The sequence below is a fragment of the Achromobacter seleniivolatilans genome, from assembly GCF_030864005.1.
In the GTDB taxonomy this organism is placed as follows: Bacteria; Pseudomonadota; Gammaproteobacteria; order Burkholderiales; family Burkholderiaceae_B; genus Achromobacter; species Achromobacter seleniivolatilans.
On record NZ_CP132976.1, the window covers coordinates 5,249,633 to 5,264,351 of the forward strand.

A 14,719-nucleotide genomic window follows, 5' to 3' on the forward strand; every position below is an offset into this window, starting at 1 on the left:
GGCGTTATCGCGGCCGCGACGCTTGCTCTTGCACTTGGTAGTTGATCTGCCAGTGCATCAGCTTGGGGTAGGCGTTGAGCCGCACTTGTTCCGCCCATTGCTCGGCTGAGGCGTCCTGCTCCTCCGCCAGTTTCACGCCGGCTGCGTCAGCCCAAGGCAGGATGCGGCCGGGCCGGTTACGCCGGTAAGCGCCTTCCTGCGTGATCGTCACATTCGGGTCGTTGATTCCAAAGCACCAGACGGGATCGGGTTGCGCCGCCAACAGATCGCAGCCGCTTCGAAAGAAGGGCGTGTCAGGCAGGCTCAACTGATACAAGGTGGGCATGATGTCTTTGTGGCTGCCTGCGCGCGCCGGATCAAACACGGAGCGCGTTCGGTAGGCTTGCGGCACGTACAGATAGAACGGAACGGCGCGGTTTAATACCGCGTCCTTCGGGTCTTGGTAAGAGATGCCCTGGATGTTGTGATCCCCCGTGACGGCGACGATGGTGCTGCGGCCGCTGGCCGATGCTTTGAGTCGCGTCAGGAATTGTCCCAACTGGTCGTTGGCATAGCGCAGCGTGTCGAAGGTGTCATCCAGCGAATCCCAGGATTTGAAGTACGGCTGGCTGGTAACGTCATCCAGCGGCAAGCCGCCGCGGCGCGCGCCGTCGGGCAGGATGAACGGTGGATGATGAGTCGTGGATAGCGCAACGATGAACAGGCGTTCTCCGTTTTTATCGGCTTCAGCCAGCCGGCTTTCGATGTAGCGGAACATGTATTCGTCGGGCACGCCCCAGGTCCCGGTTTCCGCTTTGGGAAAGCGCGCGCGCAAGGTCTGCTGATCGATAAATTTGTGGGCGCCCAGGTGCGTGGCAAAGGTGCCCAGACTGCGCCACGTGGCGGTGCCAGACGTGACAAACAGCACGCGATACCCGCGCGCCAGATAGGGTGTAAAGGCATTGCTGGCAAATTCGGCGTTGGCGGCCGACGACTGGCCGATGGCGGACACCGGGCTGCGCACCAGCAGACGGGCCAGCGAATCGATGGTGCCGTTGCCCTCCGAAACAAAGCGGTCAAAGCGCCAGTCCTGCTCCCAATGCGTACGCAGCGCGCCCAGCAGGTCACGGCCGGGCTGGTCGTAAGCATTCAGATGGTGCCCCATGCTCTCCATGATTTGCAGCACCACATGAGGCGGGCGCTCTCGCGCCGCGGGATGCGCGGCCGTGACGGCCATGAAGGGCTCCAACCCGGGTTTGGCCCATCCCTGGAAGCGCTCGAACAGCGCGCGCCCTTCCGATGCGGTGACGGGGGTGAAGCGCTTGTCGTTGTCGCGCTCAGCCAGTGCCCAGAAGAACGAAGAAATGCCGTTGGGGGCAATGTCGTTCAGCACCCTCACACTGGAAATGCTGGTGTCGTCCTTGTTCAGCGGAAACCGGCCGATGGATCCACGGCATGCCAGCACGGTAATCCCCAAGATCAGCAGCAGCCGTAGCAGGGTGGGAATCAGGGGTCTGCGGCGCAGGCCGGCTTGCAGCACGCTGCGCCGCCAGCGTAGACCCAGCCACCAGGTGCCCGCCAGCACCGCCGATAGCAGCAGCCCCGCTTGCACCACCGGATAACCGTGCCACAAGGTCATCAGAATGGCGTGGGTGTCGTCGTCGATCAGGCCAAAAACAAAAATATCGATCGATCGGGAAAACGTGGCGTAGTAGAACGCGCTGATCAGCGTCGAGGCCGTGATCAGCATCGCCAGGCTGGCGCTGACGCCCGGCAACCAACGCAGCCATTGCGCTTGCAGCGTCTTGCTGGCGGCGGCCAGCATGGCCAGCGCCAACATCACCGCGAACACGATGCTGGCGATCTTGATATCGAACAGCAGCCCAATACCCAATGTGCGGCCAACATCCAGAGGCAATGCGGCATAGGTGGCAGGGGGAGCGTAGGTCACAAGCAGATAGGCTCGGCCGATGAACTGGGCCAGTACGCAGATCAGCCATGGCGCCAGCATGAACAAGCACGAGCGCTGAACATTGAGGAACCAGTCTTGCCACGCAAATGCCGGACGGAAGAGTTTCATCTGCAACGTAAAGGAATCTATCGGCAGCACGCAACTGGCAGCCACCGGGGGCCGCAGCTTCTTCAAGGAGAAACCGTCGGGGACTCAGTGATATGGGGAACAATCCGGCCCCGGGTTCAAGGGGGCGCTTGCGCCGGGACCCGGTATGGCCGGTTGGCGATCAGTGGCTTTTGGGGTTCAGGTTATTGCCGCTTTTCGCCATGCAGCGCGAAATGTACAGGACGTCTCAGCCGAATGTATAAAGGTTTGTATACCTTTGTAGAGATGCAGGGGGACGAGGGGACGGCTGTCGCCGGGGACCCGGCCGCCTTACTCCGCGATCAGACCGCGGGCAGTTGACGCCGCCTGCTCTGTCAACCATGTTGCGACGACGTCGGCGTCCGGGGTGCTGCGCCGCGTGTTGCGCACCAGCCAGTAGGCATGCTCCGTGGCGCTGGCGGTCTGGCCCCCCACCGCTTCAAGCCGGTGATCGGCCAGCATGGGGGCAATCAGCGCCAGCCGTCCCAGTGCAATGCCATGACCCGCCAGGGCCGCATGCACGATCTGATCGTATTGGTTAAACCGCAGCATGCCCCGGGGGCGTACACGGCCCAGACCGCGCGCATTCAACCATTCTGACCATTGCAGCCAGGGACGCGTGGGGTCATCGAATTCCAGCAGCACATGACGTTGCAATTCACTGGCATCCAAGCCGCGGGCTTGCAATGAAGGATGGGCCACCGGCACCACCGACTCCCCAAACAGCCATACCGCGCCATCTGGCACCATGTCACGCGGGCTATAGCGGATGGCGATATCCACGCTTTCGCGGTCGATATCGATCAGGCGGTTGTCCGCAGCGACGCGCACGTCAATATGCGGATACGCGGCTTGGAAGTCGCCCAGCCGGGGGAGCAGCCACAGCGAGGCCACGCCGATGGTGGTCGTCACAGTGACGGGCGTGCGCCGTTCTGGCGCTCGCAATTGCTCGGTAACGTCGCCCAGCCGGCTCAACCAGGCATCGGCCATGCGGAACAGTTGCGCGCCTTCAGCAGTAAAGGACACGCTGCGAAACCCGCGCACCAGCAGCGGCACCCCCAGATGGGCCTCCAGGGCACGGATCTGACGGCTGACGGCCGACTGCGTGACATGCAGATCTTGCGCAGCAAGCGTGATGCTCATGCGGCGTCCGACGGCGACGAAACCTTTGATCAGGTCTAGCGGGGGGAGTTTTGCCAGCGGGTATGACATTCCTGAAACTCATGCGTAGCGGGCGGAAATATCGCTTGAGCAATAGTACGCCCAAGGCGTTCAATACTTGAGTGGTATGGGCAACGCCCTGGCCGCGCCACCAGACAGGACACCGGAGTTGCAGTGATGACCGCCCCTTTGCCCGATACGCCTCACATCGAGATGTGGTTCGATTTCGCCAGCCCCTACAGCTATCTGGCGATCGAGCGTGTTGACGCTCTGGCGCAAGCGGCAGGCGTCCAGGTTGATCTGCGCCCTTTTCTGTTGGGGCCGATTTTTCAGGCGCAAGGCTGGAATGACACGCCGTTCCGTCTGTTCCCGGGCAAGGGCGCCTACATGATGCGCGACATCGCGCGCCTGGCCGAAAAGTATGGCGTGGTCTACAACCGGCCGCGCCTGTTTCCCCGCATGAGTGTGCTGCCCGCCCGTATTGCCTTGCTGGGTCAGGACGAGCCTTGGGGCCGCGACTTTTGCGTGGCCGTATTCCGTGCCAATTTCCAGCATGACCTGGACATCCAGGACGAAGACGTTGTCCATACGTTGCTGACAGACTTGTCGTTGGATGCGGAAAGCCTCATTGCCCGCGGCAAGTCCGAAGCCGCCAAGGAGGCGCTGCGCCGGCAGGTGGACCGCGCGCGGGATTTGGGCATTTTCGGGGCGCCTACGCTTTTTGTGGATGGCGAGATGTTCTGGGGCAACGACCGCCTGGAAGACGCGCTGGATTGGACGCGCCGCGCCGAAGCGGCCAGTCCTTGGCCCGCCGCCCGGCACGCTTGAGAATATCCGCAGCAACGCACAGATTTCTTCGTCAACGCACCTCAAATGAAAAACGCAAGCAGTGCCTATCGCGGCGCGCCCATGCCGGGCGGCCGTTCATTCACCCAATTCCGCGCCGCTCGCATCCGGCGGGTATCGTTTCAATGGCAGCAGATAGGGCAGCCAGATTTCACAGAAAGCCAGCCCTTGCCAAGCGGAACCCGCCAAGGTCCCAAAGGCACGTAGGCACGTAGGCAGGGGGCTGGAGGCGCGGTTATAAACACGCCAGCATCCAACGCGCCTACCCCTTCGTCACCGGTGCGACTTGGGCCCATTCTTCATCCGAATACAGACGAGAGCGCAGCAGAAAGCGCTTCCCTTCTGCGCTGTCCAATGAAAACGCACCGCCCCGTCCGGGCACGGCGTCGATGATCAATTGCGTATGCTCCCAATACGCGAATTGGTCTTCGCCCATGTAAAACGGGCAACCTTCCAGGTCGCCCAACAGCACGTCCGAGCCGCCCACCATGAATTCTCCCAGCGCGTAGCACATGGGAGAACTGCCATCGCAGCATCCGCCCGATTGGTGGAACATCAGCGGCCCGTGCTTGGTGCGCAGGGTATTGATCAGCTGGCGCGCCTCGTCGGTCGCAACCACGCGTGGGGTGTGCTCTGCCATGACGTTTTCCTATTGGCATCCGGCGCGCCAGACCCAGGGGCCCGGCGCGCCGTTTCACGGCTTGGGGATCAGAAGAAACCCAGCTTCTTCGGCGAGTAGCTCACCAGCAGGTTCTTGGTCTGCTGATAGTGGTTGAGCATCATCTTGTGGTTCTCGCGTCCAATGCCAGACTGCTTGTAGCCGCCGAACGCCGCGTGCGCGGGGTAGGCGTGATAGCAGTTGGTCCACACGCGGCCGGCCTTGATGGCGCGGCCCATCCGATAGCACGTGTTGGCGTCGCGCGACCACACACCCGCGCCCAAACCATAGAGCGTGTCGTTGGCCAGAGCCAGCGCATCATCGGCGTCCTTGAACGTCGTCACGGCCACCACCGGCCCGAAGATTTCCTCTTGGAACACGCGCATCTTGTTGTGGCCCTTGAACACCGTGGGCTGCACGTAATAGCCGCCTTCCAGCGCGCCAGGCAACTGTGCGCGAGAGCCGCCTGCCAGCACGTCGGCGCCTTCCTGCTTGCCGATGTCCAGGTAGGACAGAATCTTCTCCAGTTGCTCGGTTGAGGCCTGCGCGCCCAGCATGGTATCGCCATCCAGCGGGTTGCCCTGCTTGATCGCGGCCACGCGCTTCAAGGCGCGTTCCATGAAGCGGTCATATAGCGATTCCTGAATCAAAGCGCGGCTGGGGCAGGTGCACACTTCGCCCTGGTTCAGCGCGAACATGACGAATCCCTCGATGGCCTTGTCCAGAAAGTCATCGTCCTGCGCGGCCACGTCAGCAAAGAAAATGTTGGGCGACTTGCCGCCCAGCTCCAGCGTGACGGGGATGATGTTCTGCGACGCGTACTGCATGATCAAGCGGCCGGTCGTGGTTTCGCCGGTGAAGGCAATCTTGGCAATCCGCTTGCTGGATGCCAGCGGTTTGCCGGCTTCCAGACCAAAGCCCGTGACGATGTTCAGCACGCCAGGGGGCAGGATGTCGGCAATCAACTCGGCCAGCAGCAAAATGCCCAGCGGCGTCTGTTCGGCGGGCTTGAGCACCACGCAGTTGCCTGCGGCCAAGGCCGGCGCCAACTTCCACGCGGCCATCAGGATGGGGAAGTTCCACGGAATGATCTGGCCAACCACGCCTAGCGGTTCGTTGAAGTGATAGGCCACGGTGTCGCTGTCGATCTCTGACAGCCCGCCTTCCTGGCTGCGGATGCACGAAGCGAAGTAGCGGAAGTGGTCGATCGCCAGCGGGATATCGGCCGCGCGGGCTTCGCGGATGGGCTTGCCGTTGTCCCAGGTTTCGGCGGTAGCCAGACGTTCCAGGTTGGCTTCCATCACGTCTGCAATCTGCATCAACATGCGGGCGCGTTCCGCGGCTGGGGTCGCACCCCATTTCGGTGCGGCACGATGCGCGGCGTCCAGCGCCAGGTCAATGTCGCGCTCCTTGGAACGGGCGTTGCGGGAAAGGACCTGTCCGGTAACCGGGGTCACGTTGTCAAAGTATTCACCGTCCGCCGGCTTCTGCCACTTTCCATCAATGAAGTTGTCGTACTGCGTCTTGAGATCCAGGCGTGTGCCATAGGTATCCGGGGTAATGCGGGTCGCGATGTCCATGCTTGTCTCCGATATTGTTGGGATAGCGGCAGTCGGCTGCCTATCCGATATCAAGCAAAGTCCGTGCCAGTCCGGGGCTTCCCTGCTGGACAGCCCGTGCGACGCATGCGAAAGTAGATTTGCACGCGCTCTTACCGGGCGCGGGCAAAGTTTTTTCTTGCCGGGATGATGTTTTTTGCGACATTGTCGCGGAACAGGTGTCGCAGAACACCGGTCCTAGGAGACATGCATGGCCACACATTCCCGTCAGCACGCGCTGACGCAAGCGCGCCTGCTGTTCAACCAGCAGGGCGCCGTGCCCGGCGGCGTGGTTGCCGAGCCCATCCTGAGATCCTGGCGGCGTTGCGCCGACCTGGGCTTTGATATGCGCGGCGTGCGCCGCGCTGAACTTATGACGCAGGGTGAGCTGCGTGAAGCCCAGCAGCGCAATGAAGCGCTGCGCCGCTTGTCCGAACCTGCGATGTCCTATTTGCGCCGCCAAGCGGGCGGCAGCGGCAACCTGGTGATTTTGTCCGACGCGCAAGGATTGGTCCTGGACAGCGACGGAGATACCGGTTTTGCGCATCGTGCCTCACGCGTGGCGCTGATGCCCGGCGCACCCTGGGACGAGGCCGCGGCCGGCACCAATGCCATCGGCACGGCGCTGGTCGAAGGCCGCGCTACTACCGTCCATGGCGCCGAACACTATTTCGAACCCAACCGCATTCTGACGTGCGCAGCGGTGCCCATTACCGATAGCGAAGGGCGCACGCTGGGCGTGCTGGACTTGTCCAGTCAAGCGCGCGACGTACGCCCGGATGTGCTTGAGCAAGTGCGCGCGGCGGTCGATGTGATTGAACACCGTTTGTTTGAAGAGGCCTACGAGCATCACGCGGTGCTGCGTCTGCATGGAGACCATTCCGGACTGGGCGCGCCGGGCGAAGGCTTGTTGGCGTTTCAAGGTGATGTTCTGATCGGCGCGAACCGGCGCGCCCTGCATGCGCTGGGGCTGGCCGCCACCGCGCTGGGGGTGTACCGCTACGCCGATGTCTTTGAGGGCGAGCTTGAACGCTGCCCGGACGCCGCGGGCCGGGTGCAGACGCGCGCGGGCACGACGTATCACGCGCGTTTGCGTTGGCCGCGCTCACGGCCGCCGAAATCACCTGTGACGCCGGCGTTGCCAGCGGTTGATGCTCCGCGCCTGCCGGGCGGCATGCGCACACCGAGTTTTGATGCGGCCACCTTGGGAGCGTTGGCGCGCGCCGTGCATCTGTCAGACGCGGGCGTGTCGATATTGCTGCAAGGCGAAACCGGCGTGGGCAAGGAAGTGTTTGCACGCCAACTGCATGAGCGCAGCAAGCGGGCAACCGGGCCGTTCGTGGCGGTTAATTGCGCGGCGCTGCCCGAAAGCCTGATCGAATCCGAATTGTTTGGGTACGAAGAGGGCGCCTTTACCGGCGCGCGCCGCCAGGGAAGCAAGGGCCTGTTGCGCCAGGCGCATGGCGGGGTGTTGTTTCTGGATGAAATCGGCGACATGCCGCTGACACTGCAATCACGGTTGTTGCGCGTGCTGCAAACCCGCGAGGTTTCGCCGCTGGGTGCGGCGCGGCCCGTCTTGGTGGATTTTGCGCTGGTCTGCGCAACCCACCGTCCGTTGGCCCACGAAGGCGCGGATGCGCCGGTGCGTCCTGATCTGTATTTCCGCATCGCCGAATACACCGTCACGCTTGAGCCCTTGCGCACGCGTGCGGACCGGCTGGAACTGCTGCGCGGCTTGTGGGCCGCGCAAGGCGCGGGCCCGGTCTTGCCGCCAACCATCGAAGCTATCCTGGCCCGCTATCCGTGGCCCGGCAATTACCGGCAACTGGCTGCGGTGTTGCGTACGCTGCATGTATTGGCAGGCCCATCGGGCATGGTCGATATGGACATGCTGCCTGCCGAGCTGTCGCCAGCAGGCTCGCGCGACGCGGCGGCTGGCTCGCCGCTATTGAGCAGCGAGCCGTCCAATCTGCAATCGATGACAGACGCCGCGATCCGCGACGCGCTGGCCTCGCATGAAGGCAATGTCAGCCGCGCGGCGCGGGCGCTGGGTGTGCACCGCAGCACCATCTACCGGCGCGCGGCCGCGCTGGGCCTGCTGCGTTTGCGTTAGCCGCGTCGGGTTCAGCCGATGAGCCGTGCGAGTTCAGCGCCTGGGTCCTTGGCGCGCATGAAGGCTTCGCCCACCAGGAAAGCATTCACCTGGTGATCACGCATCAGCTTGACGTCTTCGGGCTTGAGGATGCCGCTTTCCGTCACGACGCGCTTGCCCGCAGGGATGCGCGGCAGCAGGTCCAGCGTGTTTTGCAGGCTGGTCTCGAATGTGCGCAGATTGCGGTTGTTGATGCCCAACAGCGGCGTCTTCAAGGTCAGCGCCACGTCCAGCTCCTGGGCGTCATGCACTTCCACCAGCACATCCATGCCCAGCTCCATGGCCAGCGTTTCGTAGTCGCGCAATTGCGAGGGACTGAGCGCGGCCACGATCAGCAACACGCAGTCCGCGCCCATCGCGCGCGCCACGATGATCTGGTAGGGATCGATCACGAAGTCTTTGCGCAGCACCGGCAGCGAACACGCCGCGCGCGCTTGGCGCAGGTGATCGTGCGAGCCTTGGAAAAACTGCACGTCGGTCAGCACCGACAGGCAGGCTGCGCCATGCACAGCGTACGTCGAGGCAATATCCGAGGGGACAAAATTTTCGCGCAGCACACCCTTGGACGGCGAGGCTTTTTTGATCTCGGCGATGACGGCGGCTTTGCCCTGAGAAATTTTGTCTTCAATGGCTTGGGCAAAGCCACGCACGTCTTGCCGCGCCTGCGCTTCACGCAAGACTTCGGCTTCGCTACGCATTTGGCGAGCGGCCGCGACTTCCTCGACTTTGACGGCGAGGATCTTCGCAAGAATATCGTTCATTTCTGGAACTTCCGGGTGTATGCGCAGAATTCTTCCAGCTTGGCTCGCGCCGCGCCGGTGGAGAGTAGTTCAAATGCTAACGCTAAGGCTTCGGGAATGGAATCGGCTTTATTACCGGCGTAAATGGCAAGGCCTGCATTAAGGGCGACGATGTCGCGGGCGGCGCCGTCGACATTCTCCAGCGCTTCGATGACAAGCTCGCGTGACTGCTCGCGATTGGACACCTTGATGCTCCGGTTGGACATCATGGATAGCCCGTAGTCCTCGGGATGAATTTCGTATTCCCGGATTTGACCATCCTTGAGTTCGCCGACCAAGGTGGCGCCGCCCAGCGAGGCCTCGTCCATGCCGTCCTTGCCATGCACGACCAGCACGTGACGCGAGCCCAGGCGTTCCAGCACGCGCACCTGAATGCCCACCAGATCGGCGTGAAACACACCCATCAGCTGGTTCGCCGCGCCTGCGGGGTTGGTCAGGGGGCCAAGAATGTTGAAGATAGTGCGAACCGCCAGCTCTTTGCGTACGGCTGCCACGTTTTTCATCGCGCCGTGGTGGGCAGGCGCGAACATGAAGCCGATGCCGGTGGCCTGGATGCATTCCGCAACCTGATCGGGCGTCAGGACCAGATTGGCGCCCAGGGCTTCCAGCACATCGGCGCTGCCGCTTGAGGACGAGGCGCTGCGGTTGCCGTGCTTGGCGATCGGCACGCCGGCCGCCGCTGCCACGAACATCGCGGTGGTCGAGATATTGAAGGTGTGGCTGCCGTCTCCGCCCGTGCCGCACATGTCCAGCAGGTCTTGCGGATTGGGGGTCACGACCGGCGTGGCGAATTCGCGCATGACTTGCGCGGCCGCAGTGATCTCGCCAATGGTTTCTTTCTTGACGCGCAAACCCATCAGCAGCGCGCTTGCGATTTGCGGAGACATCTCGCCACGCATCAGCATGCGCATCAGATGCAGCATTTCGTCGTGGAAAATTTCGCGGTGTTCAATGCAGCGCGTCAGCGCTTCGGTGGGGGAAATTGTCACGATGCGTCCTTCTTTTAAGCGAGGTTCAGAAAATTGCGCAGCAGGGCGTGGCCGTGTTCACTGAGCACGGACTCCGGATGGAACTGTACCCCGTACAGCGGCAGCGTCTTGTGACGCACGCCCATGATGTCGCCGTCCGGAGCCGTTGCCGTCACCGCCAGGCAGTCGGGCAGGGTGGCCGGATCTATCGTCAGTGAGTTGTAACGGATCACGGTGTAGGGGGTGGGCAGGCCGGTGAAGATATCCGTGCCGGTATGCGAGATCTTGACCGTCTTGCCATGCATGATCTGCTGGGCGCGCACGATATCGCCGCCGTAGGCCGCGCCGATGGCCTGATGGCCCAGGCACACGCCCAGAATCGGCTTCTTGCCGGCAAAGGCCTGGATCACGGGTACTGAAATGCCCGCTTCCGCTGGCGAGCAAGGGCCGGGCGACACGCAAATGCGGTCCGGGTTCATGGCGGTGATTTCTTCCAGCGTGATCTGGTCATTGCGCGCCACGCGCACATCTTCACCCAGCTCGCCAAAGTATTGGACCAGGTTGTAGGTAAAAGAGTCGTAGTTATCGATCATCAACAGCATGTTTTCTCTCCGTGCGAACGGTATTGGGTTTGGCCGTGGCCGGATTCAGATGGGTTCGTCCAGGCCGTGCTGCACCTGTTCCGCCGCGCGCAGCACCGCGCGGGCCTTGGCTTCTGTTTCGGCCCATTCGGCTTCGGGGTTGGAGTCGGCCACGATGCCGGCGGCGGCCTGCACGTACAGCGTGCCGTCTTTAATGACACCGGTGCGGATGGCGATCGCCACGTCCATTTCGCCGCCGTAGCTCAGGTAGCCGGCCGCGCCGCCGTAGATGCCGCGGCGCACGGGTTCCAGTTCGTCGATGATCTTCATGGCTTCGACCTTGGGGGCGCCCGTCAAGGTGCCTGCGGGGAAGGACGCACGCAGTACGTCCATGCTGCTCATGCCGGGGTTCAGGTTGCCGGTGACGTTGGACACCAGGTGCATCACATGCGAATAGCGTTCGATGACCATGGTGTCGCTGACCTTGACCGAACCCACTTCTGCCACCCGGCCCACGTCATTGCGCGCCAGGTCGATCAGCATCACGTGTTCCGCCACTTCTTTGGGATCGGCCTTCAGTTCGGCGGCCAGTGCTGCGTCTTCCTCGGGGGTGCCGCCGCGCTTGCGGGTGCCGGCCAGCGGACGGATGGTGATCTGCGACTTCGGCACGCCGTTATCCACCACGCGCTCCTGACGCACCAGGATCTCGGGCGAGGCGCCCACGACCTGGAAGTCGCCGAAGTTCCAGAAGTACATATAAGGGGAGGGGTTGAGCGAACGCAGGGCGCGGTACAGGGACAGCGGCGAATCGCGGAAGGGTTTGGCGATGACCTGTCCGATCTGGACCTGCATCAGGTCGCCAGCGGCGATGTGTTCCTTGGCGCGGTGGACGGCCGCCAGGTAATCCTCTTTCTTGAAGTCGCGCCGCTCTTCGGTTTGCATGCTGGCGTGGCTGTAGGGAATTTCAACCGGGCGTCGCAGGCGCGCCCGCAGATCGTGCAGACGTTGCTGGGCGCGGCTGTAGGACTCGGGTTGGCTGGGATCGGCGTAGACCATCAAGTAGATGCGGCCGGCCAGATTGTCCACGATGACCAATTCGTCTACGTGCATCAGCATCAGGTCCGGCGTGCCCTCTTCCATGCCGGCCGGGAACGGTTTGACCGCGGGACCCAGGCAAGGCTCGATGTGGCGCACCGTGTCATAGCCGAAATACCCCGCCAGGCCGCCGCAAAAGCGCGGCATGCCGGGGCGCAGGGCGACTTTGAAGCGGCTTTGGTATTGCTCGATGAAGGCGAGCGGGTCGCCTTCATGGGTTTCCACGACGCTGCCGTCGTGCAGGACTTCGGTCAGCGTGCCGCTGGCGCGGATGACGGTGCGGGCAGGCAGGCCGATAAAAGAATAGCGGCCGAAGCGCTCGCCGCCCACGACGGACTCCATCAGGCAGGTCATGCGGCCGCCGTTTGGGCCCGCATGCGCCAGCTTGAGGTAGATGCCCAGCGGCGTGTCCAGGTCGGCGTAGGTCTCGGCTACCAGCGGAATGCGGTTGTAGCCTTGGGCGGCGAGGGCCTTGAATTCGATTTCGGTCATGTCGGGTCTCGTAAGCGATTTTTTTGCTTGCAGACCGGGCGCACAACAAAAAGCCCGGTCCAGGTAACTGGTTCCGGGCTGGGCGCTGTTTACACAGTGTCGGCGCTAGGCGGCTTGAGTCGCGTCTAGGGCCGGGAAGGGAATCATCGCCACCCGGAAGACAAACGCCACCAGCGCCACGAGGCGCCGAGCATTTGGTTCTGGATGGAAACGTTCATTGATCTGTGTTCAGTATTAAGTTCGACGGTTAAGTTCGATGCTGCTGACCGGGCCGGGTTAGTGACTGGACTACTGCAAAGTCAGAGCAGAGTCACAGTACATTCGCTGCGTTCTGGTTTCTGTTCCACAGTGCAATCCACTGAGCGGCGTCGATAAGCGTGTCCACTATACCATCGACATCCAGCTCGCGCACGTCACGTCCTTCGTTGTAACCGTAAGGCACCACCAGCACCTGCGTACCGGCGCTGCGGCCGGCCTGCGCGTCGTTGATGGAGTCGCCGATGGTCACGGCTTCGGTGACCGCCACGTGCAGCAATTCGCAGGCGTGTTCGATCTGGTCGGGGTCGGGCTTGCGGCGCGCGCAGGTATCGCCGCACACCACCGCGTCAAAGAAGCCAGCCAGACCGGTGCGTTGCAACAGCGGCAAGGTGAACTCGGTGGGCTTGTTGGTGACGACGGCCAGCTTCAAACCCTGGTCGCGCATGTGTTTCAAGCCTTCGATGACGCCGGGATACACCTGGGCGCGCTCGCCATTGACCAGGTGGTAATGGCGGTAGAAAGACTCGCGGGCGCGGTCGAAGTCGGCGGGTGACGGGTCCGCTGCATTCAAACTGCCCGCCAGGCTGCGGCGGACCAGGTTGTCCACGCCCTTGCCCACGAAGGTGGCCACCACGTCCTCGCGCAGCGCAATCATGCCAAGTTCAACGCGCATGGCGTTGGCGGCAAAGGCCAGGTCGGGAATGGAGTCAAGCAGGGTTCCATCCAGGTCAAGCAGCGCAGCGCGAAAAGCGGTCATAGTGATTCCCAGGGGCTTAGATGGCGGTGGTTTCGCCGATGGCGATCTGATCACGCATGGATTTGATGATGCCGGCGTAATCGGGCTTGCCAAAGATGGCGGAGCCAGCCACGAAAGTATCGGCGCCTGCGCGGCGGATTTCAGCGATGTTGTCGATTTTGACGCCGCCGTCCACTTGCAGCACGATTTCCTGGCCGCCGGCCTGCATCCAGGCGTCGATTTTGGCGCGGGCCTCGCGCAGCTTGGTCAGCGCACCCGGAATGAAGCTCTGGCCGCCAAAGCCGGGGTTGACCGACATGATCAACACCAGGTCGACCTTGTCCATCACGTAGTCCAGGTAGGTCAGCGGCGTGGCGGGGTTGAACACCAGGCCCGCTTTACAGCCGTTTTCACGGATCAGGGACAGCGTGCGGTCCACGTGACGGCTGGCGTCCGGGTGAAAGCTGATGTAGTTGGCGCCGGCTTTCGCGAACATCGGGACCAGCTCGTCCACGGGTTCCACCATCAGATGCACGTCGATCGGCACTTCCACGTGGGGGCGGATTGCCGCGCACACCATGGGACCGATGGTCAGATTGGGGACATAGTGGTTGTCCATCACGTCCACGTGGATCCAGTCGGCGCCTGCGGCGACGACGTTGCGGACTTCCTCGCCCAGGCGGGCAAAGTCAGCCGACAAGATACTGGGGGTGATGCGAGTGGTGGTAGACATGATGTTCGGAGATCAGAAGGGCATAATGTGCCATTATTGCAGTTTGGGGCGCGGGTTCGGAAACGGTCCGCTCAGCATGCCCCCAAATTGCGTCTTTCAAGCGCTTGGCGCCGAAATCCGGCGTCCCGCGCCCAGTCACACAGGGAAGGACTGTGAAACCTTACGACCTGAGCGTCTCTGTCTCTCCGCGCTTCGTGCCCGAACAGTCTGATCCCGGCGAACAGCAATTCGTGTTTGCCTATACCGTCCGCATCACCAATACCGGCGAACATCCCGCCCAGGTGATCAGCCGCCACTGGGTCATCACCGATGGCAACCAGCGTGTGCAGGAAGTGCGCGGGCTGGGCATTGTGGGTCAGCAGCCTTTGTTGGCCCCGGGCGAGACCTTCGAATACACGAGCGGCTGTCCCCTGCCCACTCCAGTGGGCACGATGCGCGGCACCTATCACTGCGTCGGCGAAAACGGTATTCCGTTTGAAGTGCCGATCTCCGAATTCGTCCTGGCCATGCCGCGCACTTTGCACTGAATGGCCCGGCCACCTGTCGCACGTTTTTCCATCTGCT

At 62.6% G+C, this 14,719-nt stretch carries 13 protein-coding genes; 3 read left to right on the forward strand and 10 right to left on the reverse strand.

Features of this window, described 5'->3' with window-relative positions; genetic code table 11:
- Positions 1-4: 4 nt before the first annotated feature.
- On the reverse strand, positions 5-2,125 hold the full coding sequence (locus RAS12_RS23755) for an LTA synthase family protein (RefSeq protein WP_306942012.1): 2,121 nt from the start codon (positions 2,123-2,125) through the stop codon (positions 5-7).
- 243 nt (positions 2,126-2,368) lie between these two features.
- On the reverse strand, positions 2,369-3,289 hold the full coding sequence (locus RAS12_RS23760; protein WP_306942014.1) for a LysR substrate-binding domain-containing protein: 921 nt from the start codon (positions 3,287-3,289) through the stop codon (positions 2,369-2,371).
- Positions 3,290-3,415: 126 nt separating this feature from the next.
- Here RAS12_RS23760 and RAS12_RS23765 point away from each other — a divergent pair, with 126 nt between their 5' ends.
- Positions 3,416-4,066, forward strand: coding sequence for a 2-hydroxychromene-2-carboxylate isomerase (locus RAS12_RS23765; protein ID WP_306942016.1), 651 nt, complete (start codon positions 3,416-3,418; stop codon positions 4,064-4,066).
- A gap of 280 nt (positions 4,067-4,346) precedes the next feature.
- Here the strand turns inward: RAS12_RS23765 and RAS12_RS23770 are convergent, their stop codons facing one another.
- Together RAS12_RS23770 and adh are read right to left on the reverse strand one after the other, a co-directional pair.
- Positions 4,347-4,724, reverse strand: coding sequence for a DUF779 domain-containing protein (locus RAS12_RS23770; protein ID WP_306942017.1), 378 nt, complete (start codon positions 4,722-4,724; stop codon positions 4,347-4,349).
- Positions 4,725-4,792: 68 nt separating this feature from the next.
- Entirely contained in the window at positions 4,793-6,322 is a 1,530-nt protein-coding gene (gene adh / locus RAS12_RS23775) for an aldehyde dehydrogenase (RefSeq protein WP_306942018.1), read from the reverse strand.
- A gap of 229 nt (positions 6,323-6,551) precedes the next feature.
- Between adh and RAS12_RS23780 the strand changes: the two genes are divergently transcribed.
- The gene (locus RAS12_RS23780; protein ID WP_306942020.1) at positions 6,552-8,453 is read left to right on the forward strand and encodes a sigma-54-dependent Fis family transcriptional regulator; all 1,902 of its coding nucleotides are present in this window, start codon (positions 6,552-6,554) and stop codon (positions 8,451-8,453) included.
- An 11-nt stretch (positions 8,454-8,464) separates the two neighbouring features.
- On the opposite strand, the gene trpC is transcribed toward RAS12_RS23780, so the two are convergent.
- The 6 genes from trpC to rpe form a co-directional block, all read right to left on the reverse strand.
- Complete coding sequence (gene trpC / locus RAS12_RS23785; protein WP_306942022.1) at positions 8,465-9,253, reverse strand: indole-3-glycerol phosphate synthase TrpC; 789 nt, start codon at positions 9,251-9,253, stop codon at positions 8,465-8,467.
- Complete coding sequence (trpD, locus tag RAS12_RS23790) at positions 9,250-10,281, reverse strand: anthranilate phosphoribosyltransferase (RefSeq protein ID WP_306942025.1); 1,032 nt, start codon at positions 10,279-10,281, stop codon at positions 9,250-9,252. Before trpD ends, trpC begins: the two co-directional genes overlap by 4 nt.
- A 14-nt stretch (positions 10,282-10,295) precedes the next feature.
- The gene (locus tag RAS12_RS23795) at positions 10,296-10,862 is read right to left on the reverse strand and encodes an aminodeoxychorismate/anthranilate synthase component II (protein WP_306942026.1); all 567 of its coding nucleotides are present in this window, start codon (positions 10,860-10,862) and stop codon (positions 10,296-10,298) included.
- 45 nt (positions 10,863-10,907) lie between these two features.
- A complete protein-coding gene (trpE, locus tag RAS12_RS23800) occupies positions 10,908-12,428 on the reverse strand; it encodes an anthranilate synthase component I (protein WP_306942028.1) in 1,521 nt (506 codons plus the stop codon).
- Between the two features lie 310 nt (positions 12,429-12,738).
- Complete coding sequence (locus tag RAS12_RS23805; protein WP_306942030.1) at positions 12,739-13,443, reverse strand: phosphoglycolate phosphatase; 705 nt, start codon at positions 13,441-13,443, stop codon at positions 12,739-12,741.
- Positions 13,444-13,459: 16 nt separating this feature from the next.
- Positions 13,460-14,155 carry a ribulose-phosphate 3-epimerase gene (gene rpe / locus RAS12_RS23810; protein ID WP_306942032.1) on the reverse strand — a complete coding sequence of 232 codons (696 nt, stop codon included), beginning with the start codon at positions 14,153-14,155 and terminating at the stop codon, positions 13,460-13,462.
- A gap of 152 nt (positions 14,156-14,307) precedes the next feature.
- On the opposite strand from rpe, the gene apaG reads away from it, so the two are divergent.
- Positions 14,308-14,682: a Co2+/Mg2+ efflux facilitator ApaG/CorD gene (gene apaG, locus RAS12_RS23815; protein WP_046805616.1), complete on the forward strand. Its 375-nt coding sequence runs from the start codon at positions 14,308-14,310 to the stop codon at positions 14,680-14,682.
- Positions 14,683-14,719: the final 37 nt, after the last annotated feature.

Bases quoted from the DNA above. Each gene is read 5' to 3' on its own strand.
- RAS12_RS23780 (WP_306942020.1), top strand. From the start codon at position 6,552: ATGGCCACACATTCCCGTCAGCACGCGCTGACGCAAGCGCGCCTGCTG.
- trpC (WP_306942022.1), bottom strand. From the start codon at position 9,253: ATGAACGATATTCTTGCGAAGATCCTCGCCGTCAAAGTCGAGGAAGTC.
- adh (WP_306942018.1), bottom strand. From the start codon at position 6,322: ATGGACATCGCGACCCGCATTACCCCGGATACCTATGGCACACGCCTG.
- RAS12_RS23760 (WP_306942014.1), bottom strand. From the start codon at position 3,289: ATGTCATACCCGCTGGCAAAACTCCCCCCGCTAGACCTGATCAAAGGT.
- RAS12_RS23805 (WP_306942030.1), bottom strand. From the start codon at position 13,443: ATGACCGCTTTTCGCGCTGCGCTGCTTGACCTGGATGGAACCCTGCTT.
- RAS12_RS23795 (WP_306942026.1), bottom strand. From the start codon at position 10,862: ATGCTGTTGATGATCGATAACTACGACTCTTTTACCTACAACCTGGTC.
- trpE (WP_306942028.1), bottom strand. From the start codon at position 12,428: ATGACCGAAATCGAATTCAAGGCCCTCGCCGCCCAAGGCTACAACCGC.
- RAS12_RS23770 (WP_306942017.1), bottom strand. From the start codon at position 4,724: ATGGCAGAGCACACCCCACGCGTGGTTGCGACCGACGAGGCGCGCCAG.
- rpe (WP_306942032.1), bottom strand. From the start codon at position 14,155: ATGTCTACCACCACTCGCATCACCCCCAGTATCTTGTCGGCTGACTTT.
- RAS12_RS23765 (WP_306942016.1), top strand. From the start codon at position 3,416: ATGACCGCCCCTTTGCCCGATACGCCTCACATCGAGATGTGGTTCGAT.